The 26,138-nt window shown below is 47.8% G+C and carries 20 protein-coding genes; 4 read left to right on the forward strand and 16 right to left on the reverse strand.

The window, feature by feature from the left end; translation table 11 throughout:
• Positions 1–95 precede the first annotated feature (95 nt).
• On the forward strand, positions 96–848 hold the full coding sequence (locus HMPREF3091_RS05800; RefSeq protein WP_004846854.1) for a metalloprotease LoiP: 753 nt from the start codon (positions 96–98) through the stop codon (positions 846–848).
• Between the two features lie 80 nt (positions 849–928).
• Here the strand turns inward: HMPREF3091_RS05800 and HMPREF3091_RS05805 are convergent, their stop codons facing one another.
• The 13 genes from HMPREF3091_RS05805 to HMPREF3091_RS05870 all read right to left on the reverse strand — a co-directional run bounded on the left by HMPREF3091_RS05805 (position 929) and on the right by HMPREF3091_RS05870 (position 17,514).
• Positions 929–1,888, reverse strand: coding sequence for a DMT family transporter (locus HMPREF3091_RS05805; RefSeq protein WP_070714738.1), 960 nt, complete (start codon positions 1,886–1,888; stop codon positions 929–931).
• Between the two features lie 94 nt (positions 1,889–1,982).
• Positions 1,983–3,311, reverse strand: a complete 1,329-nt coding sequence (locus tag HMPREF3091_RS05810) for a diaminobutyrate--2-oxoglutarate transaminase family protein (protein WP_070714741.1) — start codon at positions 3,309–3,311, stop codon at positions 1,983–1,985.
• Positions 3,312–3,315: 4 nt separating this feature from the next.
• Positions 3,316–5,634, reverse strand: coding sequence for a carbamoyltransferase HypF (gene hypF / locus HMPREF3091_RS05815; RefSeq protein ID WP_070714743.1), 2,319 nt, complete (start codon positions 5,632–5,634; stop codon positions 3,316–3,318).
• A 240-nt stretch (positions 5,635–5,874) separates the two neighbouring features.
• Entirely contained in the window at positions 5,875–6,888 is a 1,014-nt protein-coding gene (gene hypE / locus HMPREF3091_RS05820) for a hydrogenase expression/formation protein HypE (RefSeq protein WP_004846847.1), read from the reverse strand.
• 21 nt (positions 6,889–6,909) lie between these two features.
• A complete protein-coding gene (locus HMPREF3091_RS05825; protein ID WP_070714744.1) occupies positions 6,910–7,494 on the reverse strand; it encodes a cysteine hydrolase family protein in 585 nt (194 codons plus the stop codon).
• A 33-nt stretch (positions 7,495–7,527) separates the two neighbouring features.
• Complete coding sequence (locus tag HMPREF3091_RS05830; RefSeq protein WP_070714747.1) at positions 7,528–8,805, reverse strand: ATP-grasp domain-containing protein; 1,278 nt, start codon at positions 8,803–8,805, stop codon at positions 7,528–7,530.
• Positions 8,806–9,048: 243 nt separating this feature from the next.
• The gene (locus HMPREF3091_RS05835) at positions 9,049–9,969 is read right to left on the reverse strand and encodes a GlxA family transcriptional regulator (RefSeq protein ID WP_004846841.1); all 921 of its coding nucleotides are present in this window, start codon (positions 9,967–9,969) and stop codon (positions 9,049–9,051) included.
• Positions 9,970–10,228: 259 nt separating this feature from the next.
• Positions 10,229–10,888, reverse strand: a complete 660-nt coding sequence (gene fdnI / locus HMPREF3091_RS05840) for a formate dehydrogenase-N subunit gamma (RefSeq protein WP_070714749.1) — start codon at positions 10,886–10,888, stop codon at positions 10,229–10,231.
• The gene (gene fdxH / locus HMPREF3091_RS05845) at positions 10,881–11,783 is read right to left on the reverse strand and encodes a formate dehydrogenase subunit beta (RefSeq protein ID WP_035502638.1); all 903 of its coding nucleotides are present in this window, start codon (positions 11,781–11,783) and stop codon (positions 10,881–10,883) included. The genes fdnI and fdxH overlap by 8 nt, the downstream gene beginning before the upstream one ends.
• 12 nt (positions 11,784–11,795) lie before the next feature.
• Entirely contained in the window at positions 11,796–14,843 is a 3,048-nt protein-coding gene (gene fdnG, locus HMPREF3091_RS05850; protein WP_139146200.1) for a formate dehydrogenase-N subunit alpha, read from the reverse strand.
• A 351-nt stretch (positions 14,844–15,194) separates the two neighbouring features.
• Positions 15,195–16,142, reverse strand: coding sequence for a TPM domain-containing protein (locus HMPREF3091_RS05860; RefSeq protein WP_305793954.1), 948 nt, complete (start codon positions 16,140–16,142; stop codon positions 15,195–15,197).
• A 31-nt stretch (positions 16,143–16,173) separates the two neighbouring features.
• Positions 16,174–16,788 carry a LemA family protein gene (locus HMPREF3091_RS05865; RefSeq protein ID WP_064575090.1) on the reverse strand — a complete coding sequence of 205 codons (615 nt, stop codon included), beginning with the start codon at positions 16,786–16,788 and terminating at the stop codon, positions 16,174–16,176.
• A 36-nt stretch (positions 16,789–16,824) separates the two neighbouring features.
• Entirely contained in the window at positions 16,825–17,514 is a 690-nt protein-coding gene (locus HMPREF3091_RS05870) for a DUF3592 domain-containing protein (RefSeq protein WP_246839957.1), read from the reverse strand.
• 305 nt (positions 17,515–17,819) lie between these two features.
• On the opposite strand from HMPREF3091_RS05870, the gene HMPREF3091_RS22640 reads away from it, so the two are divergent.
• Positions 17,820–17,972, forward strand: coding sequence for a hypothetical protein (locus tag HMPREF3091_RS22640; protein ID WP_004846824.1), 153 nt, complete (start codon positions 17,820–17,822; stop codon positions 17,970–17,972).
• Positions 17,973–18,019: 47 nt separating this feature from the next.
• Here HMPREF3091_RS22640 and speB read toward each other — a convergent pair whose 3' ends face one another.
• The 3 genes from speB to speA form a co-directional block, all read right to left on the reverse strand.
• On the reverse strand, positions 18,020–18,940 hold the full coding sequence (gene speB, locus HMPREF3091_RS05875; RefSeq protein ID WP_004846823.1) for an agmatinase: 921 nt from the start codon (positions 18,938–18,940) through the stop codon (positions 18,020–18,022).
• 154 nt (positions 18,941–19,094) lie between these two features.
• Positions 19,095–19,994, reverse strand: a complete 900-nt coding sequence (locus HMPREF3091_RS05880) for a PHP domain-containing protein (protein WP_070714760.1) — start codon at positions 19,992–19,994, stop codon at positions 19,095–19,097.
• Between the two features lie 129 nt (positions 19,995–20,123).
• On the reverse strand, positions 20,124–22,100 hold the full coding sequence (gene speA, locus HMPREF3091_RS05885) for a biosynthetic arginine decarboxylase (RefSeq protein WP_008815006.1): 1,977 nt from the start codon (positions 22,098–22,100) through the stop codon (positions 20,124–20,126).
• Positions 22,101–23,143: 1,043 nt separating this feature from the next.
• Between speA and metK the strand changes: the two genes are divergently transcribed.
• On the forward strand, positions 23,144–24,298 hold the full coding sequence (gene metK / locus HMPREF3091_RS05890; RefSeq protein WP_004846810.1) for a methionine adenosyltransferase: 1,155 nt from the start codon (positions 23,144–23,146) through the stop codon (positions 24,296–24,298).
• Positions 24,299–24,674: 376 nt separating this feature from the next.
• Positions 24,675–26,081 (forward strand): sugar porter family MFS transporter, encoded by a 1,407-nt coding sequence (locus HMPREF3091_RS05895; RefSeq protein ID WP_004846806.1) that lies wholly within the window; start codon positions 24,675–24,677, stop codon positions 26,079–26,081.
• The last annotated feature ends 57 nt before the right edge of the window (positions 26,082–26,138 follow it).

The following is a 26,138-nucleotide window of genomic DNA, read 5'->3' on the forward strand; positions in this document are numbered from 1 at the left end:
CTATTTGCGTTCTTGACCTAGTGATAGCATCAGATGATTTTATTTTATGTAAATCATCCAATTAACCTATCATTTGTCAACGGAAGATAAAGATAATGAAGCTTAAAACAATCATTGCGATTGCGGTCACTACCGCATTATTAGCAGGCTGTAAGAATGTAAATACTCAAATGATGGCTCAATCTGGCGTACAGGCTGTTCAAGCAGCCACTCTGTCCGATGATGATGCTAAAGCTATCGCTAACAAGTCTTGCAAAGAGATGGATAACCAAAGCCAAATCGCCAGCAGCAAAAGCAAGTACACTAAACGTTTAAATAAAATTGCTAAGGCAATGGGCAATAACATCAACGGCATGCCAGTTAACTATAAAGTCTATATGACTGACGATGTTAACGCATGGGCAATGGCCAACGGCTGCATTCGTGTTTATAGCGGGCTGATGGATATGATGACCGACGAAGAAGTTGAAGGCGTTTTAGGTCACGAAATGGGTCACGTCGCACTGGGTCACAGCTTGAAAGCAATGAAAGTTGCCTATGGCACCGTTGCAGCACGTACCGCCGTAGCTTCCACAAGCGGTGTTGCCGCAGAGTTGTCCCAAACTCAGTTAGCCGATCTGGGTGAAGCCCTGATTAACTCTCAGTTCTCACAGCACCAAGAGTCAGAAGCCGATGACTTCTCTTACGATTATCTGAAAAAACGTAAGCTAAATACCTTAGGCTTGGCCACGAGCTTTGAAAAATTGGCGCAGTTAGAAGGCAACCGTAAAGGCAGCATGTTTGATTCTCACCCACCATCAACCGAACGTGCACAGCACATCCGTGAACGTATCGCTGCTGATAAGTAAAAATTACTACATGCAAAAAAACCACCTCATCTGAGGTGGTTATCCCAACAATGGCATTCGCAATAAGGTTTTGCAGACACTCATTCAGCCAGCAAGGCTTTTTCAGCCATCGCTTTAGCTTTCGACTTCGCAATAATGCCGTAGGATAAAAACATTAACGAGCACAGGATAAAAATCAGCGTTTCTGCAGAAAACGCGATGCGGGCGCTAAACTGCTGCGACAGGAAATAAAACAGCGGAGCTAATACCAGTGCGAACGAAACGACCAGCGGCGGTACTTTACTAATCCCGACCTGCAAGATATAAAGCGGCAACACATTCCCTAACATCGCCACAATCAACAACGTCAGCCAATACTGATGTAGCGTCGCCATGATTTCGTCATAACCCGCAATATAAACACCCACCAACACAATCAAAACGAAGCGAAATGTCATGATGCTATGGGGTTTTACACCCTGATTATTCAACCGTTTTGAGAATATGGTATTCAGCACCATTGAAAGACCGCACAAAAATGCCATGCCAATCCCGATAATGGCGTGATCGCGGGAGATATTCCCCAATGCGCTGGTACCGTTCATCGTGGAACGGATCATTAGCAACATACAGACAAACACACCGATAGCAGAGAAGATCTCAGCTCGGCTCAGTTTGTCGCTTTTAGCAATTTTCACGGTAATAAACAGCGTCAGCATTGGACCAATTGCATTCGCAAGGGCAGACACCACCGCCGGTTCAATATATTTCAGCGCCACGAAGAATCCCAGCCAACTTCCCGCGGTGGTCAGGTTAATCGCGAGTACGTTATAAAATTTAGCGGCCGGTGCCGTCGGTATGCTTTTCTTCTCTTTATAAAACAAAGACACGCCCAGAAAAAAAACGCTGACAAAGAAAAACGTAATAGTGATGGTGGCAAACAGATTCGCCTTTTGCAGCAGCCCCGATAAATAGACCGCCTGTATCCCAGACAGCAGATTAAACACCAATATATAGCCGACGCCGAAACGGCTGCCTTTTTGACTATCAACGTTCCCCATATTCCTTCCCCTAGCCTGTCAGTGATGTTTTGTGCCCCACCGTTTTAGCGGGGCTATCGTTATAAACAGATCCAATCAATAGATAGATTGGAGATTAGCTCTCATCGCCTAAGGCTTGGTCGAGAATACATACCGCCTCCTCAAGCAACGCTGTCTCAATCGTCAGAGCGGGAAGTAAGCGCACCACTGCGCCATGCCGCCCTCCCGTTTCAACAATCAAACCATGCTCAAAACAGCGACGTTTCACGCGCGTGGCCAAGTCGCCGTTGGGAGGGAAGCGGCCGAATTTATCGCTCTCCCCTCTTATATCAACCAGCTCAATGCCGACCATCAAACCGGTTCCGCGCACGTCTCCTATTGATGCATGGCGTACTTTCAATCCTTCGAGCATATGCATCAGCACGGCACCTTTGAGCTTGGTTTGTTCCAAAATCTGCTCGCGCTCTATAATCTCCAGCGTCGCGGTTCCGGCAATCATCGCCAGTTGATTTCCACGAAACGTTCCGGTGTGTGCGCCTGGAGCCCAGCGATCGTACTTCTGGTGGTAGACCAGCAAAGACATCGGCAATCCGCCGCCAATCGCTTTGGAGAGTAAAACGGCGTCAGGCTGAATATCGGCCAATTCAAAGGCAAACATCGCCCCCGAACGCCCAATGCCAGACTGAACTTCATCGAGGATCAGAGGAATATCGAGCTCGGTGCAAATCTCTCTTAGCCCTTTTAGCCAGCGCAGAGGAGCAGGTATACATCCTCCCTCCCCCTGAATCGCCTCAACGATCATCGCCGCAGGTTTGCTAATCCCACTTTCAGGGTCGACTAACGTTTGTCGGATATGATGGAGAGAGATATCAATCGTCTCTTCGGCACCCACGCCGTACGGGCTTCGGAACAGGTACGGATAAGGCAGAAAATGAACGCCCGGCATCAAGTTCTGAATAGGGTCTTTCACCTTTAGATTGCCCGTCATCGATAAGGCACCACAGGTCATCCCATGATAAGCACCGTGAAACGCGATAATATTGCTGCGCCCCGTGGCGGTCTTAAACAGCTTAATCGCGGCCTCGGCAGCATCTGCGCCCGTTGGACCGCAGAACTGAATTTTCAGATCGTTACGCCATTGCTCAGGAAAAGCGGTAATCACCTTTTCGCTAAAAATCCGCTTAGCCGGCGTCACCATATCTAGCCCATGCAAAATCTGCCCGCTGGTTAAAAAAGAGGTCAGGCAAGAGACTATTTCAGGGTGATTATGTCCGGTCGCAAGAGTGCCTGCGCCAGCCAAACAATCGATATACCGATGTCCTTGCTCATCAAACAATAAAGAGCCTTGCCCGCGCACAATGTTGCAATTAATCGTGCGCGAATAAGTTCGTGCGTTGGACTCAATACCAAACTGTCGAGAAAGATCGTTATCAAAAGGGGCCATGTTATTAAGACTCCATCTGGGCGTTGGCAACCATCAACTGCCCCAAGGCTATACCGCCATCGTTGGCAGGAACCTGCTGCTGAACGAAGGGACGAAAACCACTGTTTTTTAGCGCCGTGTAAGTATTGGCTAGCAGATATTCATTCATGAATACGCCACCGCTGAGAACAAATTGGCTGGTGTTGTAGGCTTCGGAAAGAAGCTGGCACAGCCTCTGCGTGGCGGCCACAATCGTGGCGTGGAAACGGCGTGAGAGATGCGCAGCATCCTGTGAGCCGTTAATCAAACAGCCCACAATTTCGGCAATCATGGGACGATAATCCAATCGAATCACACCTTGATCGCCGACAAAGCCATAGGCAAAAATCTCAGCGCTGGAAAGATCGCGCCCCAGTAAACCTTCAAGCTCAATAGCGGCCTGCGCCTCATATTCAATTTTGCTGCGCACGCCGATAAGCGCCGACACACCATCAAATAATCGCCCCATGCTGGACGTTTTCACGGTATTAATTCCGCGGCTCAGCATAGTCATCAACACATTGATTTGGTCTGCCTGTAGCTCACTTAAAAACGGCAACGGTAGGTGCCTTGCATCATCACCAAAAGTTTCAAATAGCAGGCTTAGCGCAACGCGATATGGCTCTTTAACCGCTTTGTCTCCACCCGGAAGCCCAAACGGATGCAGGCTAGCAATGCGATGTGCGCTTTTGTAGTCGCCCAGCAAAAACTCACCGCCCCAGATCGTGCCATCATCACCATAGCCAGTGCCGTCAAACACCACGCCGATGGTTTGGCCTTGCAAACCATTTTCAGCCATACAAGACGCCATATGTGCGTGATGATGCTGAACGCGATACAGAGGTAAATTGCTGCTCTCTTCGATGTGACGAGTTGAACGAAACTGTGGGTGCATATCCGCAGCCCAAGCCGTCGGCTGAATATCCAGTAGATGACCGAGCGTTTTGCCACACAGTTCATGTGCGTCAAAAGCCTTATCATTTTTGAGATCGCCAATGTGCTGGCTTAAATAAACCTGTTCACCTTTTGAGAGTGCTAACGTGGTTTTCAACTCCGCACCCACGGCCATGATGGGACGCAGCGTTTGCCCCACGTTGACCGGATAAGGTGCAAAGCCGCGCGAGCGGCGAACAAACGTCGTCAATGTTTCACCATCACGGGTAGGAACCAAACGAACCAGAGAATCATCGACACGGGTATGAATATCGCGGTTATGGAATAAAAAAACGTCTGCAATTTGCCCTAATTCCGCCACCGCATCTTCATTGCGAAACACAATCGGGTTGCCAGAACGGTTGGCACTGGTCATGACTAAGGCAGGCAGCGCGGCGTCATCCAGCAACAAATAGTGCAACGGCGCGGAAGGCAGCATAACGCCAAGTGATGGGTTAGCTGGGGCAATAGCGTCAGGCAGCGAACAATCACTGCGTTTTTTCAAGATGACAATGGGGCGCTGGTGTGATTGTAGATAGCGTTCTTCCTCAGCGCTGACCTCACAAAAACGGCGCACGGTAGCCATGTCTTTGACCATAATGGCAAACGGCTTGTCATCCCGTCGCTTACGCTGGCGTAATAATTTGATGGCGCTTTCCTGTGTCGCATCCACAGAAAGATGAAAGCCACCCAGTGATTTCACCGCCAGAATTTTTCCATCACGCAGCATGCAGCGAGCCTGAGCCAACGGCTCAGGATGCAATATCTCTTGACCTGCGGTATCAGCAAGCCATGCTCGCGGCCCACAGTCAGGACACGCATTCGGCTGAGCGTGGTAACGGCGGTCGGCAACATCCTGATACTCCGCCAAACAGCTATCACACATGGTAAAAGAGGCCATGGTGGTGTTCTTACGGTCGTAAGGCATATCTTCAATCAGAGAAAAACGCGGGCCGCAGTTGGTACAGTTAATGAATGGATATAAATAACGACGATTGGTGCGGTCAAACATTTCCCTGACGCAGTCAAGGCACACATTGGCATCGGGGGGAACTATCGTCGTAGTATTTAATTTCTCTAGGCTTTCTTTAATTAAAAATGAAGTGTATTTAATTGCGGCCGTTTCGTGATTCGTTTCGAAGCTCGTTTCTACGCAGGAAATAATGCTCGCCATCGGCGGCTTATCTTCTAATAGCTGTCGTTTAAACTTGGCATAATTTTCAACGCTTCCCTGTACTTCAATAAGTACACCTTGGGAATCATTTAACACCCATCCAAATAGATCGTTAATTAATGCAATCTTATGTACAAAAGGGCGAAATCCAACCCCTTGTACGACTCCGTTCACTCTTATCTGTTTGTGTGTATACATAATGTATTTCTTTGCAATTTTAATGGCTAAATAGCCATAGTATTAAGAACAGATAGTTGAAAAAGGCGGGTCAATAAACGAGATAACCTGACCCGCTACGGAAATATTTCGCTATGCCCTAAATAATTGAATGGGTATCGGCCTCTCATGTATTCCGTTCATCCTGATGAGCTTACTCTCGTCAGTCGTTCGGGTAAGCGAGCCTAGCCAACGCCGATACCGTTTCAAATATGACGGGGATTAGCAAAGGCGTGGCAATTCAGCCCCAACCAATTGCTCCAACGTGTAAGAATCACCATCACTCTGACGCATCAATACTTGGCAGCCTGCCTCGATGCTCACTTCCCCCACGATGGTCGCATTTTTTGATTGTTCAAACTCATGCAGGAAATTCACAACTTCGTCTGCATGTTCAGAACGAACAAATAGGCACAAGCAACCTTCGTTAGCTAAATGAATAGGGTTAACCCCTAACATATCGGCAGCCATACGCGTTTCGGCTTGAATAGGTAATCGTGCTTCATCACAACACACGACATGTCCTGTCGACTGGCTGTATTCATGCATAACTTCACTGAAGCCACCGCGGGTGACATCGCGCATGGATACGACTGCTGAAGCCAAAGAGGAACTGAGTAATGCTTCGATAATATTATTAAGCGGCGCACAATCGCTCTTAACGCGTTGCTCAAATCCCAAACCTTCACGAATGGAAAGTAAATGAATAGAGTGATCGCCAATATTACCACTGAGGATAATTTTATCGCCGCTACGCACGTTCAACATGCTTAGAGGCTCTCGCTCGAAAGTGCCAATGCCGGTCGTATTGAGGAATATTTTATCCGCCTCACCGCGCCCAACAACTTTGGTATCTCCCGCCACAATCTTCACACCGGCTTCACGAGCAGTATCACGGATGGAAATAATAATACGTTTCAGATCCTCAATTAAGAAACCTTCCTCGATAATCATCGCCAAAGTGATAAATAAAGGTTTGGCTCCCATTACGGCCAAATCGTTTACCGTTCCGCATACGGCTATTTTTCCAATATCACCGTTGCCGAAAAAAACAGGAGAAACAACAAATGAATCGGTTGTCATGGCAATTTTGTTATTACCAATATTGAGAACCGCACTGTCTTCCATTTTACCAATATGCACATCACCGAGAAGTTCTGTCATGGTACGAATAAGATCCTGACTTAATTTCGCACCCGTTCCGTGATCGAGAACAATCTTGTCCTGCTGGTTCATTTATTGCTCACTCAATATAAATTAAGGGATTTTAACTTCTTTACGGGGTAAGTGACCTTTGTCCACCAGCGTATGCAAAATCTCATCGCTAGAACATACGGTGGCACAATATCCAGCAAGCCAGGTTAGCGCTCTTTCTTTATCTTCATCACGGGCCGAAACTACGCCGTCAGTGGGAACCCAAACGTTATAGCCACGGAAAAATGCATCAGCCGCTGTCGTTTGAACACAGATTTGAGTCTGCATGCCGGTGATAATGACCGTATCCACATCATTCTGCTTCAAAATATTATCCAACTCGGTTTCATAAAAACCGCTGTCTTTATTCTTTTCAACCACAATATCCGCAGGATGCAAAAACTCACTAATAATCTCCGCACCATGAGTTCCTTTCTGTACCGGAAGGAAACCATTATAGCGCTCTACATTAGGGTCATCAGGCAAGTTAACCAGTTGTAGATGAACAATCATATGCCCCATTTCACGCATATTATTCATGAATGAAACAAAGCGCTCTTTAAATGCATCCACGGCGGCAACACGCTCAGGGTTTTTCTCTACCAAGTCATATTGCAGATCATTAGTCAGCACAGCTATCTTTTTCATTTATCAATCCTTTAAATATATAATCAGAAATAACTACACTTCAAAAATCAGATTCTCTTGTTCTAGCTTTAACAAAAGTTTTTTATCGTCTTCAATCTGTTGAGCATTATCGTGAGTAAGAATAACTTTGAGCGGGCAGGTATATAAATCAACCGTTTCAGCAATAGACTCACCCGGTTTAACGTACCAAAAGGCATCAAAATAGGATGGCAAATTCTCGACAACGCTTTGTCCACGAATCGCTTTTACTTTTCCACCTTCACCCGAAATATAGAAATGAATAAGAATTTTTCTATCCAGATTCAATGGTTCTTTAGCGCGGCGATGGAACGAAGGATGATCGATATAAGAATCAACGAGCAATTCAATTTGGGACCATTTCGCACATTTCTGCACAACCGATGGAATATTGCCACCGTGCATACGCGCACCGACTTCCACTAGCACAGGTTCTCCGTTGCTAATAATAATTTCGCTGTGCCCTGCACCTTGGTGAATATCTAACGCCTTCAGTACCTGATCGTTATAGGCAATCAGCTTTTGGGCAATCGGGTCGTCGAGCTCTAGCGCACGAATAGCGCGATAAACAAAAGCGACGTTGTTAGCAGCGACTTTCTCATACACGAATACGTTACAGGTAACGGTTTGGCCATTAAGTGTCACGGTGTCGACCACATATTCATGGCCATCCAGAAACTCCTGTACCAGTACGAAAGCATTCTCCTGCTCGAATTTATTCAACTTACCTAAAATCAGCGAGCATGCGTATTTCACCTCATCCAGATCGTGGCAAATCGTTACGCAATCTGAGCCAGCCGAATTTACCGGTTTAACCACCACAGGGAATACGTTATGTTCTGCAACCCAGCGAATGATTTCGTCTTCGCTCGCGCTCATTTTTTGCAGTGGGGCGCGTAAACCAGCGGCACGCACCGCTTCGCCCATGGCAAATTTGTCGCGACGTCTTTCGCTGGTAAATACGTTATTGCCCGGAACGTCTAGCAAGTTAGCCACACGATCCGCCAAAGCCACGCTGGTTTCTAAGCAAGACACCACGGCACGAATATCTAACTGGCGCAAAACGTTGGAGATCTTTTTCACATTACCGTCGAAGCGAATTTCCATGAAGAAATCATCACGGCGGTATGATCCTGCAAATACCGCAGGAATGTTTTTCTGAGATATTAGCGCTATGCACTCTAAGCCACGTTTCTTAAACTCAGCGGCTAATAGAGCACCGCTAGAAAATGGGTCGACAATAACGGCAAATTGCTGAGAAACAACAGCTGACTGACTGATATTACTTTCCATATCCACGCTCTCTCATTTTATTAAAAACATATTTTAAAATTTATTAATTCATAACCTTTACGTCACGGAGATATGGCTCTAGCGTCAAGATTCACCGTAAAATTACAGATAACATCTCTAGCGCTAGGAGAGCGACTCTCTGTTTTTTGAATAGATCGCTCCCTCGGAGCGATTTAATACCGATAGTTTGAAGCTAAAAAATGATTATCAAGAATGCGAAAATATTATGAAGTAAATGATACGCTATTCTTCTGCACGCATTTTCGCTCGACGTAATTGGCGAGCAGAAGAGAAACCGGCAACCAAAGCCGCTTTTTCAACGCCCATGCCACTTTGGATATATTGCTGCGCAATGGCCAAACGCATCTGTTCATGAAACTCTCGTACGCTAATGCCAAGATGCTGGCGAAATAAACGCGACAAATGGCGTGAGCTAACGTGAATAAGCGCGGCCAGCTCCTCAATGTTCCAGTTCTTTTCTGGCGAAATCGCAATAATATCTTGGGCACGATGGATAACCGGATGGTGATGATGCCGAAACCTTAGCCACGGTGACATTTGTGCATCATCGCCCGCCCGTGGAAAATAAACCACCATCTCTCTCGCCACACGCATCGCTTCTTGTGGGCTACAAAACCGGTGCACTAAGTGCAGCGCTAAATCAATACCAGCCATAATGCCAGCGCACGTGCACACGCCTTTATCTTCAATAAAGATGCGGTTTTCTTTCACCAACGCTGCCGGTGCCAGTGCCCGTAACCGATCCAAAATATCGTGGTGCGTCGTACATTGAATTCCGTCTAACAGACCTGCTCTCGCCGCGAGCAATGCACCGGAACAGATGCATACGATGCTGAGCTCCTGCCGACTCACCTTCCCTCGCCACCCTTTGAGCCACTCCAGTGCGGTCAGCGCCTCTTCAGTGTCAAAATCAACCAGCGAGTTGGTGACTCCGGGCAGCACCAACAGGCTGCCGTTAGGTAACGTTTCCGGCAGCGGTTTTAAGTCACCAACCATCATTCCCGTAGAACAGCGAACGCTTTGCTTGGGGCTTATGTAATGAATTTTAAAGTGATCGCCTGCCAGCTGTAACGTTTCTGACGGCCCGACAATATCCAGCACCATCATATTCGGTAATACCAAGAAGTAGACATCTACGCTCATTTTGCTCAAGTTCCGTCTGTAGCCAGATACCTTGCATCTTAATAGCTAACGGCCTTAAGCAATACCACTTCTTGTGGGATCTATAATGCTTGTTAATATTTTAAATTTAAAGGCCATATACAGACATGTGTCTGCCCATCACGGACAACATGTCATTCTCGTGACGCATGTTAGCGAGCTACGTTCATTTAATGCACGACCGTTTTCGGACATAAAAAAAGCCGCAATTTTCATGCGGCTTTTTCATCGGGTAACTGCGTTAATCCTGCGGTTTCCCTTCCTTCGCTTCCTCGGCTTCCTTCGCCTCGATTTCACGATACCAACGCGGATGGTGTTTGCGCGCCCATCGGCGGCTTACCTTACCTTCCACCATGCCCTTGATCGATCCCTTAACCCAGAATGCCATATACATATGGATCAGGATGGCGTGGATCAGCACGATAGCTACCGCGGCGTGAATCAGCAGCGAATAGCGCACCAGCTCAATCGGGAAGTGCTGAGCAAAATACGGACGCCAGATAATAATGCCCGTCACCAGCAGCACGAAGATCAGGCTCATGATGCTCCAGAACATCATCTTCTGTCCGGCGTTATATTTTCCTACGTCCGCGACTTCATGCTCATTGCCTTTTAGCACTTCAACAATGTTGACCACCCACGGCACGTCTTCGCGTTCAGGGATGTTGTGCTTCACAAAACGGAAGAACATGAACATTAGCGCCACAAAAATCAGTACGCCAAAGAACGGGTGCATAATGCGGCCCATTTGAGGCGTACCAAAAGTCTGCGTTAGCCATTGCAACGTAGGGAAGAACAGCGCAATACCCGATAATGCAACCAAGAAGAAACAGATCACTACCGTCCAATGGCAGGCGCGATCGATAAACTTAGTACGAACAATCATTTTGCTTTTACTCATGATGGTTCCCCTTTTCGTCATCGCTCTCTTCTTCGTCACTCACTTCTTTGTTTGGGCCAATACCGATGTAGTGATAAATCAGCCCTGCAAAGGTGGCGATAAACCCAGCTACGGATAATGGCTTCAACACGCCTTTCCATAGACCCACGGCCATATCGATCTTCGGATCTTTCGGCAGATTGTGATAGAGCTCTGGCTTATCCGCATGATGCAGTACATACATCACATGTGTGCCGCCAACGCCTTCAGGATTGTATATCCCCGCATGCTCAAAACCGCGTTTCTTCAGTTTTTCGACGCGCTCGCTAGCCACTTCCAGCATCTCTTTCTTGCTGCCAAAGTGAATCGCTCCGGTTGGGCAGGTTTTCACGCAGGCGGGCTCCTGTCCCACGCTGACACGGTCAACGCACAGCGTACATTTGTACACACGATTGTCGTCTGGGTTCAGGCGTGGAATGTTAAACGGACAGCCCGCGATGCAATAGCCACAGCCGATGCAGTGTTCAGACTGAAAATCCACGATGCCGTTGGCATATTGGATGATCGCGCCCGCCGATGGGCATGCCTTCAGACAGCCCGGATCGGTACAATGCATACAGCCATCTTTACGGATCAGCCACTCTAGCTTGCCGTTTTGCTCTACTTCAGAGAAACGCATCAGCGTCCATGACTTGGCGCTCAAATCGGCTGGGTTATCATAAACCCCAACGCAGTGCCCTACTTCATCACGGATGTCATTCCACTCTGAGCAAGCGACCTGACAGGCTTTACAGCCAATACAGGTTGAGACGTCAATGAGCTTGGCAACCTCTTCCTTGTAATCGCGAGCCTGCGGCGGCGGCGTTAAGGCATTGGTCGCCGAACGCTTAATAATGTCTTGTGATTGCATGGACATAAGTTCGGCTCCTTATACCTTTTCCACGTTAACTAAAAACGCCTTGTACTCTGGCGTTTGCGAGTTAGCGTCGCCTACAAACGGAGTCAGGGTGTTTGCCACAAATCCTTTACGCGCCACGCCTTCAAAGCCCCAATGAATTGGAATACCGATGGTTTCCACATCCTGACCATGAACGCGCAACGTGCTCAGACGGCGGGTGACCACCGCTTTGGCTTTGATAAATCCACGCTTGCTGCTGACCTTAACCGTATCGCCATGAGTAATTCCTTTCGCCTTCGCCAAGCCTTCGCTGATTTCCACAAACTGCTCAGGCTGCACAATGGCGTTTAAACGCGCATGTTTCGTCCAAGTATGGAAATGCTCCGTCAGGCGATAGGTGGTACCGACGTAAGGGAACTCCGTTTTTTCACCCATACGCTTAGCGTCGGATTCATACAAACGCGCAGCTGGGTTAGAGATAACATTTGGATGCAGCGGATTAGTACCCAGCGGCGTTTCAAACGGCTCGTAGTGCTCAGGGAATGGCCCTTCCGCCATCTTGTCGATGGCAAACAAGCGACCCAGCCCTTCCGGCTGCATGATAAACGGTCCGACGCCGCTGCCCGGCGCGGCGGTGTTGTAATCTGGAATATCGTTTCCGACCCATTTACTACCATTCCATTCGATCAACATCCGCTTCGGATCCCAAGGTTTACCCATTGGATCGGCTGATGCGCGGTTATAAATAATGCGGCGGTTTAGCGGCCATGCCCAAGCCCAGCCCAGCGTATTCCCCAAACCGGACGGATCGCTGTTATCGCGATTTGCCATCTGGTTGCCTTTGCTGGTCCAGCTACCGGCATAAATCCAGCAGGCACTGGCCGTGGTTCCGTCATCACGCAGAAGAGCAAACGTATCCAACAGTTGGCCTTTTTTCGCCAGTAACGTGCCGTTAGCGTCATACAAATCAGCCAAGGCATAACCGTTGTTTTCTTTAGCCACTTCTTCAGATTCAGGATGGTCTGGCTGTTCATAGCGCCAGCCCATTTTCAGCAGTGGCTCCGCGCCCGCTCCGCCTTCGTTCTGATACATGGTGCGCAAACGCTGATAGAGGCCAGCCAGAATTTCGCCGTCATTACGCGCTTCACCAGGAGCATCCGCACCTTTCCAGTGCCACTGTAACCAGCGACCGGAGTTGGCAATCGAACCATCTTCTTCAGCAAAACAGGTGGATGGCAGACGGAATACTTCAGTCTGAATAGACGCAGTATCGACATCGTTCATCTCGCCGTGGTTTTGCCAGAAGTTTGAGGTTTCTGTTACCAGAGGGTCGATAATCACCAGATATTTCAGCTTCGAAAGTGACTCGACGACCTTATTTTTATCCGGGAATGACGCAACTGGGTTAAAGCCTTGGCAGATATAGCCCGTCACTTTGCCCTGATCCATCATCTGGAAATATTTCATGACGTCGTAGGATTGATCCCACTTCGGCAGCCAGTCAAAGCCCCAGTTGTTTTCCTTCTGCGCGGCATCACCATAGAACGCCTTCATCAAGCTGACGAAGAATTTAGGATAATTGCCCCAATAGTTAACCTGCCCCGGCAGCGTGGCTTTTGGCGTATTGGCGGCCAGATAGGTTTCCAGAGTAGTTTGCTTTTCAGAAGGCAGCGTCAAGTAGCCCGGCAGGCTGGTAGACAGCAAGCCAAGATCGGTAAGCCCCTGAATATTAGAGTGACCACGCAGGGCGTTAACACCACCGCCAGCCATCCCCATATTGCCCAGCAACAGCTGAATCATCGCCATGGTACGAATGTTCTGCGCGCCCACGGTGTGCTGAGTCCAACCCAGCGCGTACAGGAACGTCGTAGTGCGGTCTGCGGCGCTGGTTGAGGCCAATACTTCACACACCTTGAGGAAGTCGGCCTTTGGCGTACCACAGATATTTTCTACCACATCCGGCGTATAACGGCTGACATGCTCTTTCAACAGATTCCACACGCAGCGTGGATGCTGCAAGGTATCGTCTCGTTTGGCATAACCATTTTCGTCGAACTGATAGTTCCACGTCGTTTTGTCATACTGACGTTTTGATTCGTCATAACCGCTAAATAGGCCGTCTTCAAATGTAAAATCATCACGTACCAGCAGGCTGGCGTTCGTGTAATTCTTGACGTATTCAGCGTTGATTTTGTTATTGGAAATCAGGTACAGCAGCACGCCCGACAGGAAAGTAATGTCGGTGCCGGAACGAATCGGCGCATAGATATCCGCGACCGATGCGGTGCGGGTAAAGCGCGGATCGACCACGATCAGCGTGGCATCGTTATTGTTTTTGGCTTCCATCGCCCAGCGGAATCCCACCGGATGCGCTTCAGCGGCATTGCCGCCCATCACCATCACAACGTTGGCGTTTTTGATATCAACCCAGTGGTTGGTCATCGCACCGCGACCAAATGTTGGAGCAAGACTTGCTACCGTTGGTCCGTGTCAGACGCGCGCTTGGTTATCAACCGCCAGCATGCCCAGAGAGCGGGCAAATTTTTGCGTTAGCATACCGGTTTCGTTGCTGGCCGCAGAGGCGCACAACATGCCGGTGGAGAGCCAGCGATTGACCGTTACGCCTTCGGCGTTTGTGGTTTCAAAATTCTTATCACGGTCGTTTTTCATCAGCTTGGCGATACGATCAAAAGCATCGTCCCAGCTAATGCGCTGCCACTTATCAGAACCCGGGGCACGGTATTCTGGGTAACGCAGGCGATTTTCGCTATGGACATAGTCCAATAGGCCAGCACCTTTCGGGCAAAGCGCGCCTCGGTTTACCGGATGATCCGGGTCCCCTTCGATATGGAAAATCGTTGATTTAGCATTCTTGGCACCATCACCAAGGCTATACATCAATAACCCACAACCAACAGAACAATAGGTACAGGAGTTGCGTGTTTCTTTTGCTCGCAGCAACTTATAGTTACGCGACTCCGCCAGCGCCAGACTAGGAGTGAACCCTAAAACTGCCGCTGTTGTACCAGCCATCCCGCCGGCGCAGATTCTAAAAAACTGTCTGCGACTGACGTCCATTGCCATCCTCATTGCTTCAATGATGTTTTTGTCAGCGGCAAACTAGCAGTTAAAACCCTGCTCATATTGAGTCAAATCAAAAAAGAGAACTATTTAGTCAATATTTACCCCTTAATAAGTATGAGAGGTAACGTTTCATTAACTCCAATGGCACACAGAATGTGGATTTGTAGGATTTATACCCATTACTTTCTTTATTCAAAAAATTAGATGGAAATGGAGGGAAAAGCCAAATTAGCCATATATGAGTGATAAAAAAACCGCAACGTTATTGGTTGCGGTCTGATAAAACTTAGCTGATAGCCATTCTTACTGCTCTTATCGTGTTATATCACTGAGAAAGATAACGAATCACCAGCGGCTACTCGCACCGCCGCCGCCGCTGCTTCCTCCGCCTCCACCAAAGGTTGATGAAGAACTCGAAGAGCGTTCACTTTCCCAGCCATTTCTCTGCCTCGAGGACTGAACCGAACTCCATCCCTTAAGAAACGGAAGTATTAAAAAAACGATAAACATGAAAATACCGAAGAAAATAGAAAACGTCGGTTCAAGAGAACTCAATTTAAAAGGTGTGGGTTTAAGCAAGAGGCAAACAGATTGATAGACAACGTTGCCAATCCCCATCCCTATACCGCCCCATAATGCCGGTAAAATAACCTTACTACTTCTCGCAGTTAACTTAAGTAAAAGCAATATGCCGACAATCCACACATAAACCCCATACGGACTCGATGGCATATGGCTGATGGTTCTTCTTGCTTTAGAAACGGTTGTATTCGTTCGATTGGGCGTCGTTGCTGCAGAAACGCCTTCCGACGCACTTCCATCAGCCGTTTTTTCACTGGTGAGCTTAAACGTCACCCGCTCAATGCCGGAGCTAATTCCCTGCGCAAACTGATTTTTCTTAAACAACGGGACGATGTATCTATCTAACACATTTGCCGCGTCAACATCCGTCATCTCGCCTTCCAACCCATACCCCACTTCTAATCGCAGAGTATGATCTTGCTTGGCGATGAGCAGTAATAAGCCATCATCACGTTTCTTATCTCCCAATTTCCACTGTTCAAAAACACGCGTGGCATATTGTTCGATAGTTTCCTCGCCCGTGGTTTTTACCACTAAAACCGCAAGTTGATGGCCCGTTTTATTTTCGAAATTAACAATCTGATTAGATATCTGCGCACTTTCACTATTCGTAATCGTATCGGTTAAATCAGTCACTCTTTGAGTTAACGCAGGAATCGGTATTTCTTTAGCAAATAGACTGCCGCTCATCAGTGATAACAGCAGAATCATTCCATATCCGAAAAAGCGCATCCGTTTCGCCTTATTTTGCCGTTGAAGGGGTTGAGAAATCTATCTTTGGTGCCGTGCTAATAGATTCGATATTTTCAGGTTGAAAAGTGAGTTTAGGCTTATATCCTTTCCAGCTAGCCGTCAGGTTGTTAGGAAACGTTCTAATGCGGGTGTTATAAGTTTGCACCGCTTGTACATAACGATGGCGAGCAACCGCAATCCGATTCTCCGTCCCCTCGAGTTGTACCATCAGATTGGTATAAAGCTGATCGGATTTCAGGTCTGGGTATTTCTCATTAACAACCAGCAAACGTGATAGCGCACTACTCATGCTGGCCTGTGCTTGCTGAAACTGCTTAATGCTTTGCTCATCCTGCGGAGCCTGCTGCATATTTGGCAATCCGCCTATTTTTGCTCTGGCTTCAGCAATCTGTGCGAATACTTCCGACTCGTGGGCGGCATACCCTTTAACGCTGGCTACGAGATTAGGAACCAGATCGGCTCGTCGTTGATATTGGTTTAATACCTCAGCCCAGGTGGCATTAACATTTTCATCATCCGACTGAATATCGTTATACCCACAGCCAGATAAAGCGAAAATGATCCAGAAACTGCACAACAAACGAAACAACGTTAATTTGTTCATCACTACTCCCTTAATAATAAACATAGACTTCAGCAATCACGCTATTTTAGGCAACAGCGAAATATCCATATGGTATTTTTTAGGATCGTTTTTATCGAGGTAAACGGTAATCGTCTCACCCTGTATATAAGAAGAAGGGTCGAAGTTAATATTGTCACTGTAAAAAACGAATACTTGGTTTGTATTTTTATCTAACCACTGGCTTTTAATTCGATAAGGTGAACGGCCATTAAACTGAATAGCCTGATTCAATTCAACACCGATAATTTGTGCCTCAATAGGCACTCCCTCTTGAAGCAAACGGGCACTTCGACGAGAGCGTACTCGCATAATCAGAAAGGGTATACAACCGATGCTGGCAAACACTATTCCCATGCCCCCCAGAATAACAGGGGCACCCCATTGAGACAGTGAGTCATTTATCTCAGCGTTCTCTGGAGCATCTGCGGCATAAAGAACCTCAATGCTATTTCCTTCAGTACCTCTGTAGCTAGAACTCCCCGTTGAGGATTCGAAAACAATTCTCTTATTTTGATTGGTGTTAAAGGCAATAACGGGATGATAAGATCCTTTTGAATCACTCGAACGCTCATAGCGAACTTCGGTCACAACACCTTCAGCGCGTAAAGCAGTTTTCTGAAACTGCATGCTTGAATAGAGCATATAGCCAGCAAGAATAAGCAGGATGCATCCCACACCCCAAAATAACCCAAGTGCTTTTTTCACGACAAAATCCATAAATTGGTAATAATTTATTCTATCACCAAGAGCATGTAGTAAAACAAAAATTACAGTTAAGTGATGCTTATTCCATATAAGCAGCCAATTAAATTATGCTACTCAGGGTGAGTGAAATAATAGAAAACAACATCTCACAGTAGCCAAAAATAGGTAAGATGATTACACCATTTTTATATTTTACTGCTAATTTTTACCCTGTTTTTATAATAACCCCCCTATTCTATTTTTATGGTATTGATTCCATAGCATTGATATCCCCATCAGATTTTAAAAACCGTTAGGTAAATATCATGTGCAAAATTATCGCGGTACACCCAATGCATTATGCGCAGGTCCTGTGCCAGCAGAACCATAAGGTCGGTGAGTCGGTGTTTGCCTCAACCAGCCGCCCTATCAGTATGAAAATATATTTACTGCTGCCCCAAAGAGTACAGCAGAATTAAAAAAGGCGGCCCGATGGCCGCCTCAATATCATAAGACTTCGCGAAAATTATTCGCCTTTTTTATCTGCCTGAATATATAACATTTCCAGTGCCAGCGTGGCCGCGGCCAGAGCGGTAATTTCAGACTGATCGTACGCTGGAGCGACTTCCACCACGTCCATACCCACGATGTTAAGATCTTTCAGTCCACGCACCAGTTTAAGCGCACGATCGGAAGTTAAACCACCAATCACTGGCGTTCCTGTGCCTGGAGCAAAAGCAGGGTCCAGACAATCGATGTCGAAAGTCAGGTAAACCGGCATATCGCCAACAATCTGTTTGATTTGCGCCAGCACGTCATCCACACCGCGATCGTTTACCTGTGCAGCGTCCAATACGGTAAAACCGTTATCACGATCGAACTCAGTACGAATACCAATCTGCACGGAGTGATTTGGATCGATTAGCCCTTCATTTGGCGCATGGAAGAACATCGTTCCATGATCGAATTTGCTGCCATTAGCATAAGTATCAGTATGCGCGTCGAAATGCACCAGCGCCATTTTGCCAAAGTGTTTGGCATGAGCGCGCAGCAAAGGCAGCGTGACAAAGTGGTCACCACCGAAAGTTAGACAGCGCTTACCGGACTCCAGTAATTTCTCGGTGTGTGCCTGCAGAGAGTCACTCATGTCCTGAGCATCACCAAAGCTGAATACCACGTCGCCGCAGTCAACGACATTCAGGCGATCGCGCAGATCGAAATTCCATGGCCAGCGGTTGCCTTCCCACGCCAGATTGGTGGATACCTGACGGATAGCTGCAGGGCCATGACGCCCACCCGCACGGCCTGAAGTGGCCATATCGAAAGGTACACCGGTGATAACCCAATCAGCATCGCTGTCGTATGGCTGGAAATTCAGCGGAAAACGCAGGAAGCCAAAGGCGTTAGAAACCAGTGAGTTATCGGGTTTATTGCCCAGGGTGCTCATAATCAATCCTCGTTGAAGGCCACATTTATCACAGGCCGAAGTCAAAGTACCGATGAAAAAAAATCCCTTCCGCGTCGTTAGCCCGACGAGAAAGGGATTTATTGTTCGCTTTTAAAGCTGCTACTAGCAATTATCGCCGTAAACTTTCCACTCTTCAAGCCTGATGTGAACCCTTGCTCACAACGTCGATAAAGCGCTGAATTTCTGCCAACTGCTCTCTATTATATTGGCAGGTTCCCACTTCAATTTTGGGCTTATTGCGTCCGTGAAAATCACTGCCGCAGGTCACATAGGCGCCCTGTTCACACGCAAAATTGTAGAGTCGCTGCGCCAGCGCCTCATCGTGATAGCTTGAGAAGACCTCTATGCCTGCTACGCCAGATTCCAACATCAGCTCGAGCATCGCCTCATGTTCTTCTTTCAGGTTAGCCCCAATATGCGCAATCACCGGTATTCCACCATTATTGCGAATCAAATCAGCCATATCTTCTAACGCAGGATAGGTCACTGGTTGATAACAGGCTTTGTTGGGGCCAAAGAAATCCCAATAGAAATTGATTAACGGCATATCTGCACGTTCACCACCTGAGCGGTATGGCAAGAGCAATGGATTGCCGGCATTGCGCTCATCCTCCAGAATGGCTTCACCCATTTGCTCTTCCTGTGGCAAGCGACCGTTAGCTAATCGAGCCAAATGTTCATCATCAATGAAAAAGCCCAATTCACGCAGCTTGGTCAATTTCACCGGTACGAGCTCACGCTGAATATTGTTGAAGTTTTCATAAACCTGAGAGAAGTCATCCGACGGTGTAAAACCGTAGCCCAGCAGATGGAAATTGCGTCCTTGAAAGGTGCAGTCGATTTCAATTCCCGAAATAATATTCAGGGAGTCACTACGCCATTTTAGAGATTCTGCAAACGAAAATGCCGAGTTGTGATCGGTCACCGCCAGCGTAGTCACTCCTTCGCGTAGGCAGCGAGCGATCAATTCAGCCACCGGATAATCCGCGTCATCACTGTAATGCGAGTGCATATGCAGATCGATTTTCTCCATGTGAAACTCTCCACGTCTCTGTTCGGTATGATCCTCACTATATCAGCAATAAAAAAGGGTGCCGAAGCACCCTGATACTTTGTGATCTGACTCAATGTGATCTTATTTATTATCACTTAGAGCCGACGATCACTCATCTTCGAGATAGGTATACCCATATAAGCCAGATTCGAACTCATCCAAGAACTGCGTTTGCAGCTCAGGCGCCAAATCGGTTTTACGTACCTGATCGCGGAAGCGGGTGAGCAACACTTCAGGATCGAGCTGAACGTATTCCAGCATCTCAGCCACCGTGTTGCCTTCATCAGAATCTTGTACTTCGACGCTACCATCTTCAAAGACAAATACATCAACAGATGCGGTATCACCGAACAGGTTATGCATATTGCCCAGAATTTCCTGATAAGCCCCCACCATGAAGAAACCGATCAACGGTGGATTTTCAGGATCGTACTGAGGCATCGGCATGGTCGTCGCAATGCCGTCACCGTCGATGTAGTGATCGATAGCACCATCAGAGTCACAGGTGATATCCAACAGCACCGCACGGCGCTCAGGCGCCTGATCCAAGCCGCTCAATGGCAGAACAGGGAACAACTGATCGATACCCCATGCATCCGGCATTGACTGGAATAGCGAAAAGTTAACGTATAGCTTATCGGCCATGCGCTCCTGCAGCTCATCAATAATCGGGCGATGTGCTCGATTGCTTGGATCCAGATGTTCCTGAATCTGGCTACAGATCGTCAGATATTGTTGCTCTGCCCAAGCACGCTGGGTCAGATCCAGAATGCCATGCGCATATTGGCTATGGACATCATTCAGGTCGAGCTGGCTGTCATGGAGCCATTCGCGCAGAGAACGCTTAGTGCCAGAATCCTGCATCTCTTCCCAGGTTGCCCACAGGCTTTGCAGCGCGCGCGGGGCGTCTTCTGCCGGCGCAATCGGTGCATGGAATTCATTACGCTCAACGCCAATCACGTTGGAAACCAACACGGTGTGATGCGCGGTAACGGCACGACCAGACTCGGTGATCACTGTCGGATGCGGCAAACCGTGTTCATTACAGGCATCACCGATCCCCCAAATCACGTTATTAGCATATTCGTTCAGGCCATAGTTGACCGAGCAATCAGACTGGGAGCGTGTTCCTTCATAGTCCACGCCAAGCCCACCGCCGACGTCGAAGCACTGAATATTAACGCCAAGCTTATGCAGCTCAACATAGAATCGTGCCGATTCGCGCACCCCTGTGGCGATATCGCGAATGTTCGCCAACTGAGACCCCAAGTGGAAATGCAGCAGTTGCAGGCTGTCTAAGCGCCCAGCCTCACGCAGGGTTTCGACCAATTGCAGAACCTGAGTCGCAGCCAGACCAAATTTAGATTTCTCACCACCGCTGGACTGCCATTTGCCTGAGCCCTGAGAAGACAGACGCGCACGCACGCCTAAACGCGGCACGACATTAAGACGCTCAGCTTCTTCCATTACCAGCTTAATCTCGGACATCTTTTCGATGACCAGATACACCTTGTGTCCCAGTTTCTCGCCGATCAGTGCCAAACGAATGTATTCGCGATCTTTATAGCCGTTACACACAATGACAGAGCGAGTCATACCGGCATGCGCCAGCACGGCCATCAATTCGGCTTTTGAACCTGCTTCCAACCCCAGAGGCTCACCGGAATTCACCAGAGATTCAATGACGCGACGATGCTGGTTTACCTTGATGGGGTAAACTAGGAAATAGCCGCCTTCATAACCGAAGGATTCACGCGCACGTTTGAACGCCGCGTTAATAGAACGCAAGCGATGCTGCAGGATCTGCGGAAAACAGAACAGCGCAGGCAGACGCTGGTTGCTCTCTTTTTGCAGCTTCTCGACCAATTGAGTCAGATCGACACGCGCCTCAGGGACGTCGGGATCAGGACAAACCGAAATATGACCCAATTCGTTGACGTCATAATAGTTGCCACCCCAGTAGGCGACGTTATAAGTACTCAGCATTTTGCTGGCATTACGATCATTCATGGCAACCTCCTGCATAGAACGCAAATGATGGTGTCCGGCCGCTTCCTGCGGGCGTTGACTGAGTTCGTTAGACATGACGAACTCCTTGTGCACTATCGTGGCAAATAATGGAATTATTTACAGCACGGTTATTCACTATCGCAGCAACATCTGCGCTTAACAACCCACACGCCGGGATTTTTGGCGTGACCACAAAGCTCAGCGCCGGACAAAATGCCGGGCTGATATAAGTATAAGAGCAAAACACGTCGCTAACTCCGTGGGTCGGGGAGTGCATTCTTGAATGCAGGATAAACCCCAATGAAAATTCACCAGCCACGTTATTTGGTCGTCATACCACGTAGCAGGTTACCCTTGTTCAGTCATCAGTTGCCGCTATCGGCGTAAGAATCCTGAGTCGCGCCCTATATTCACCAAAGTGATGAATAACATCGGGAAAATGCGAGAAATGCAGATAAATAGGAAGGAAAGCGCAATGCGCGGGACGGCGAGGCGTCACAATGACGCAGGATATTGCAGGAAGTCACGGTATTAAACAAAGCCGTTGTCTTAAACAAAGGTGCTTTGCAAATAACAGTGTCTAGCGCGACGGATGTCGCAATGATATCAGTGCGGATCATTACCTGAACCACCTCCATGTCTGCGGTTATCGCTAACGCACAGAGCCAAAAAGTTAACAGTGTGTTGAAACTGACAGTATGAGCAGCAACTCATACCCTCCTCGGCTGGAAGTGAGACACATAGCCGCGCGCAGTTTATACAATCAACTCGCCTTAAATGCAAAATGAAATTTTACTAAAAACTGTTTCTGAGCGTTTACGCAGGTGTAAAGGTTCTGTTCTAGATATAAATAGTGCCCATTTGATAAAAGTGCACAACAAAAATGACTGGAATGTTGTGACAAGTCTGGCTTAAAATAGCCGTCCAGATGTTAATCCATCTATACTTATTGACAGATAAACTGCTGAACGGCTTTGCCTGAGGGGCGTTGCAGGATGCATCAGGCACCAGCACTGGCGTGTTATCCCCACTCGTAAGGGCATATCGCTAGCGACTGATGTACATACCCCAGCACTACGCAGTCACGATAAACCCGTCTTTTGAAGGTAAAGAACATAATGGCTAAACACCTTTTCACCTCCGAATCAGTGTCCGAAGGACATCCTGATAAGATTGCTGACCAAATTTCTGACGCCGTGCTTGATGCGATTCTGGAACAGGATCCTAAAGCGCGAGTAGCTTGTGAAACCTACGTTAAAACTGGCATGGTGCTGGTTGGTGGTGAAATTACCACGAATGCATGGGTTGATATTGAAGAACTGACTCGTAAAACCGTTGCTGAAATCGGCTATGTAAGCTCCGATATGGGCTTCGATGCCAACTCTTGTGCCGTATTGAGCGCTATCGGTAAACAGTCTCCAGACATCAATCAGGGCGTTGACCGCACCGATCCGCTGGAACAAGGTGCCGGCGACCAAGGCATTATGTTTGGTTATGCAACCAACGAAACTGAAGTTTTGATGCCTGCGCCAATCACCTATGCTCATCGTTTGATGGAACGTCAGGCCGAAGTCCGTAAAAACGGCACTCTGCCATGGTTGCGTCCTGATGCAAAAAGTCAGGTCACCTTCCTGTACGACGACGGCAAAATTGCGGGTATTGACGCAGTAGTTCTTTCTACCCAGCACTCTGACAGCATCAGTCTTCCTGACCTACAAGAAGCGGTAATGGAAGAGATTATCAAGCCAGTTCTGCCACCAGAATGGCTGTCTTCTAATACCAAATACTTCATCAACCCAACAGGTCGTTTCGTTATCGGTGGCCCAATGGGTGACTGTGGTTTGACTGGCCGTAAAATCATCGTTGATACTTACGGCGGCGCAGCTCGTCACGGTGGCGGTGCATTCTCTGGTAAAGATCCTTCTAAAGTTGACCGTTCAGCCGCTTATGCCGCTCGTTACGTGGCGAAAAACATCGTCGCCGCGGGCTTAGCAGATCGTTGTGAAATTCAGGTTTCTTACGCTATCGGCGTTGCTGAACCCACTTCAATCATGATCGAAACCTTCGGCACTGAGAAAATCTCTACCGAACAACTGACTCTACTAGTACGTGAATTCTTCGATTTGCGTCCATATGGTTTGATCCAGATGCTGGATCTGATTCAGCCAATCTATCGTCAAACCGCAGCCTATGGTCACTTTGGTCGTGAGCACTTCCCTTGGGAAAAAACCGATAAAGCGGCATTGCTGCGTGAAGCTGCTGGTCTAAAGTAAGATTTAACTCGCGCTAGATTATTTCGCATCAATAAAGCAGGCCATGTGTGCCTGCTTTTTTTTGTTTCAAATCAGGTCACTCTCAATGAAAACGATTACATAATATTTCCAATTGAACTAAAAAAATTATGAATGCTCACTTAATGAGCACCAAAACAAATATATAACCATCACAAATCATTGATAAAAAATCATAAAATTCAATTAAATAGTCCATTTTCACTGTGAATAAATCCATAAGCCCACATCCATTCACTATCACGGTGAATACCACGCCAGTGTAAACGATTACATTTCTGTGATCGGGAGCACTTACATTCAAGCCATAGATTCTTAACATGATAGATATACAAACGAGTTTCTTTTCGGAGGCAGTATGAGTACTACCGTGAGTACACACCCGGGTCGTAAAGCCCGTTCAAATGCCAGCCTGACGTTTTTTGTCTGCTTTCTCGCTGCGCTGGCAGGCTTATTATTCGGACTGGATATTGGTGTTATCGCTGGTGCTTTGCCATTTATCAGCGAGACGTTTCAAATCACCAGCTCTCAACAAGAATGGGTTGTGAGCTCCATGATGTTTGGCGCAGCGGTTGGCGCAGTCGGCAGTGGATGGTTAAACTTCCGCATCGGTCGTAAATACAGCCTAATGATCGGCGCAGTATTATTTGTCGTCGGTTCACTTTGCTCCGCATTTGCCCCAGACGTAGAAATACTCATCGTTTCACGCGTGTTGCTAGGGTTGGCTGTGGGGATCGCGTCTTATACTGCTCCAATTTATCTTTCTGAAATTGCACCAGAAAAAATCCGCGGCAGCATGATTTCCATGTACCAGTTGATGATCACCATCGGTATTTTAGCCGCTTATTTATCTGATACCGCTTTCAGCTACACGGGTGCATGGCGCTGGATGCTAGGTGTCATCACCATCCCTGCGGTTCTGCTGTTGATTGGGGTGTTCTTCCTACCGGATAGCCCTCGCTGGTTGGCAGCTCGTGGCAGTGATGAAAAAGCGCGCCGCGTGTTAGAAAAGCTGCGTGACACCAGCGAACAAGCCAAAAACGAACTGGACGAAATTCGCGAAAGTTTGAAAGTGAAACAAAGCGGTTGGGCGTTATTTGTAAACAACAAAAACTTCCGCCGTGCCGTGTATCTTGGCGTCTTGTTACAGGTGATGCAGCAGTTCACCGGTATGAACGTCATCATGTATTACGCACCAAAAATCTTCGATTTGGCCGGTTTTGCTAGCACTTCTCAGCAAATGTGGGGCACCGTTATCGTCGGGTTGGTGAACGTGTTAGCAACCTTCATCGCCATCGGACTGGTTGATCGCTGGGGTCGTAAGCCTACGTTAATCCTCGGCTTCATCGTGATGGCACTGGGTATGGGTACACTGGGTACGATGATGAACATCGGCATCTCCTCCGTCTTTGCTCAGTACTTTGCCGTCATCATGCTGCTCATCTTCATCGTTGGTTTCGCCATGAGCGCTGGTCCGTTGATTTGGGTTCTGTGCTCTGAAATCCAGCCGTTGAAAGGCCGTGACTTTGGTATCACCTGTTCAACCGCAACCAACTGGATTGCCAACATGATTGTCGGTGCCACCTTCCTGACCATGCTGAACTCTCTGGGTAGCGCGCATACCTTCTGGGTTTATGCCGGTCTGAATATTATCTTCATCTTCATTACGCTGGCGCTAATCCCTGAGACTAAAAACATTTCTCTGGAACACATCGAGCGTAACCTGATGCAAGGCAAACCACTGCGTAAGATTGGGTCTAAATAATCAGCTAATGCGATAGCGAGATTAACCAAAAGCCGCATAGTACTATGCGGCTTTTGG

Source organism: Hafnia sp. HMSC23F03 (genome assembly GCF_001816025.1).
Classification (GTDB): Bacteria; Pseudomonadota; Gammaproteobacteria; order Enterobacterales; family Enterobacteriaceae; genus Hafnia; species Hafnia paralvei.

Bases quoted from the DNA above. Each gene is read 5' to 3' on its own strand.
- HMPREF3091_RS05880 (WP_070714760.1), bottom strand. From the start codon at position 19,994: ATGGAGAAAATCGATCTGCATATGCACTCGCATTACAGTGATGACGCG.
- metK (WP_004846810.1), top strand. From the start codon at position 23,144: ATGGCTAAACACCTTTTCACCTCCGAATCAGTGTCCGAAGGACATCCT.
- fdxH (WP_035502638.1), bottom strand. From the start codon at position 11,783: ATGTCCATGCAATCACAAGACATTATTAAGCGTTCGGCGACCAATGCC.
- HMPREF3091_RS22640 (WP_004846824.1), top strand. From the start codon at position 17,820: ATGTGCAAAATTATCGCGGTACACCCAATGCATTATGCGCAGGTCCTG.
- hypE (WP_004846847.1), bottom strand. From the start codon at position 6,888: ATGAACCAGCAGGACAAGATTGTTCTCGATCACGGAACGGGTGCGAAA.
- speB (WP_004846823.1), bottom strand. From the start codon at position 18,940: ATGAGCACCCTGGGCAATAAACCCGATAACTCACTGGTTTCTAACGCC.
- HMPREF3091_RS05800 (WP_004846854.1), top strand. From the start codon at position 96: ATGAAGCTTAAAACAATCATTGCGATTGCGGTCACTACCGCATTATTA.
- HMPREF3091_RS05825 (WP_070714744.1), bottom strand. From the start codon at position 7,494: ATGAAAAAGATAGCTGTGCTGACTAATGATCTGCAATATGACTTGGTA.
- HMPREF3091_RS05865 (WP_064575090.1), bottom strand. From the start codon at position 16,788: ATGAACAAATTAACGTTGTTTCGTTTGTTGTGCAGTTTCTGGATCATT.
- HMPREF3091_RS05830 (WP_070714747.1), bottom strand. From the start codon at position 8,805: ATGGAAAGTAATATCAGTCAGTCAGCTGTTGTTTCTCAGCAATTTGCC.
- hypF (WP_070714743.1), bottom strand. From the start codon at position 5,634: ATGTATACACACAAACAGATAAGAGTGAACGGAGTCGTACAAGGGGTT.
- HMPREF3091_RS05810 (WP_070714741.1), bottom strand. From the start codon at position 3,311: ATGGCCCCTTTTGATAACGATCTTTCTCGACAGTTTGGTATTGAGTCC.
- HMPREF3091_RS05835 (WP_004846841.1), bottom strand. From the start codon at position 9,969: ATGAGCGTAGATGTCTACTTCTTGGTATTACCGAATATGATGGTGCTG.
- speA (WP_008815006.1), bottom strand. From the start codon at position 22,100: ATGTCTAACGAACTCAGTCAACGCCCGCAGGAAGCGGCCGGACACCAT.
- fdnI (WP_070714749.1), bottom strand. From the start codon at position 10,888: ATGAGTAAAAGCAAAATGATTGTTCGTACTAAGTTTATCGATCGCGCC.
- HMPREF3091_RS05895 (WP_004846806.1), top strand. From the start codon at position 24,675: ATGAGTACTACCGTGAGTACACACCCGGGTCGTAAAGCCCGTTCAAAT.
- HMPREF3091_RS05860 (WP_305793954.1), bottom strand. From the start codon at position 16,142: ATGATTCTGCTGTTATCACTGATGAGCGGCAGTCTATTTGCTAAAGAA.
- HMPREF3091_RS05805 (WP_070714738.1), bottom strand. From the start codon at position 1,888: ATGGGGAACGTTGATAGTCAAAAAGGCAGCCGTTTCGGCGTCGGCTAT.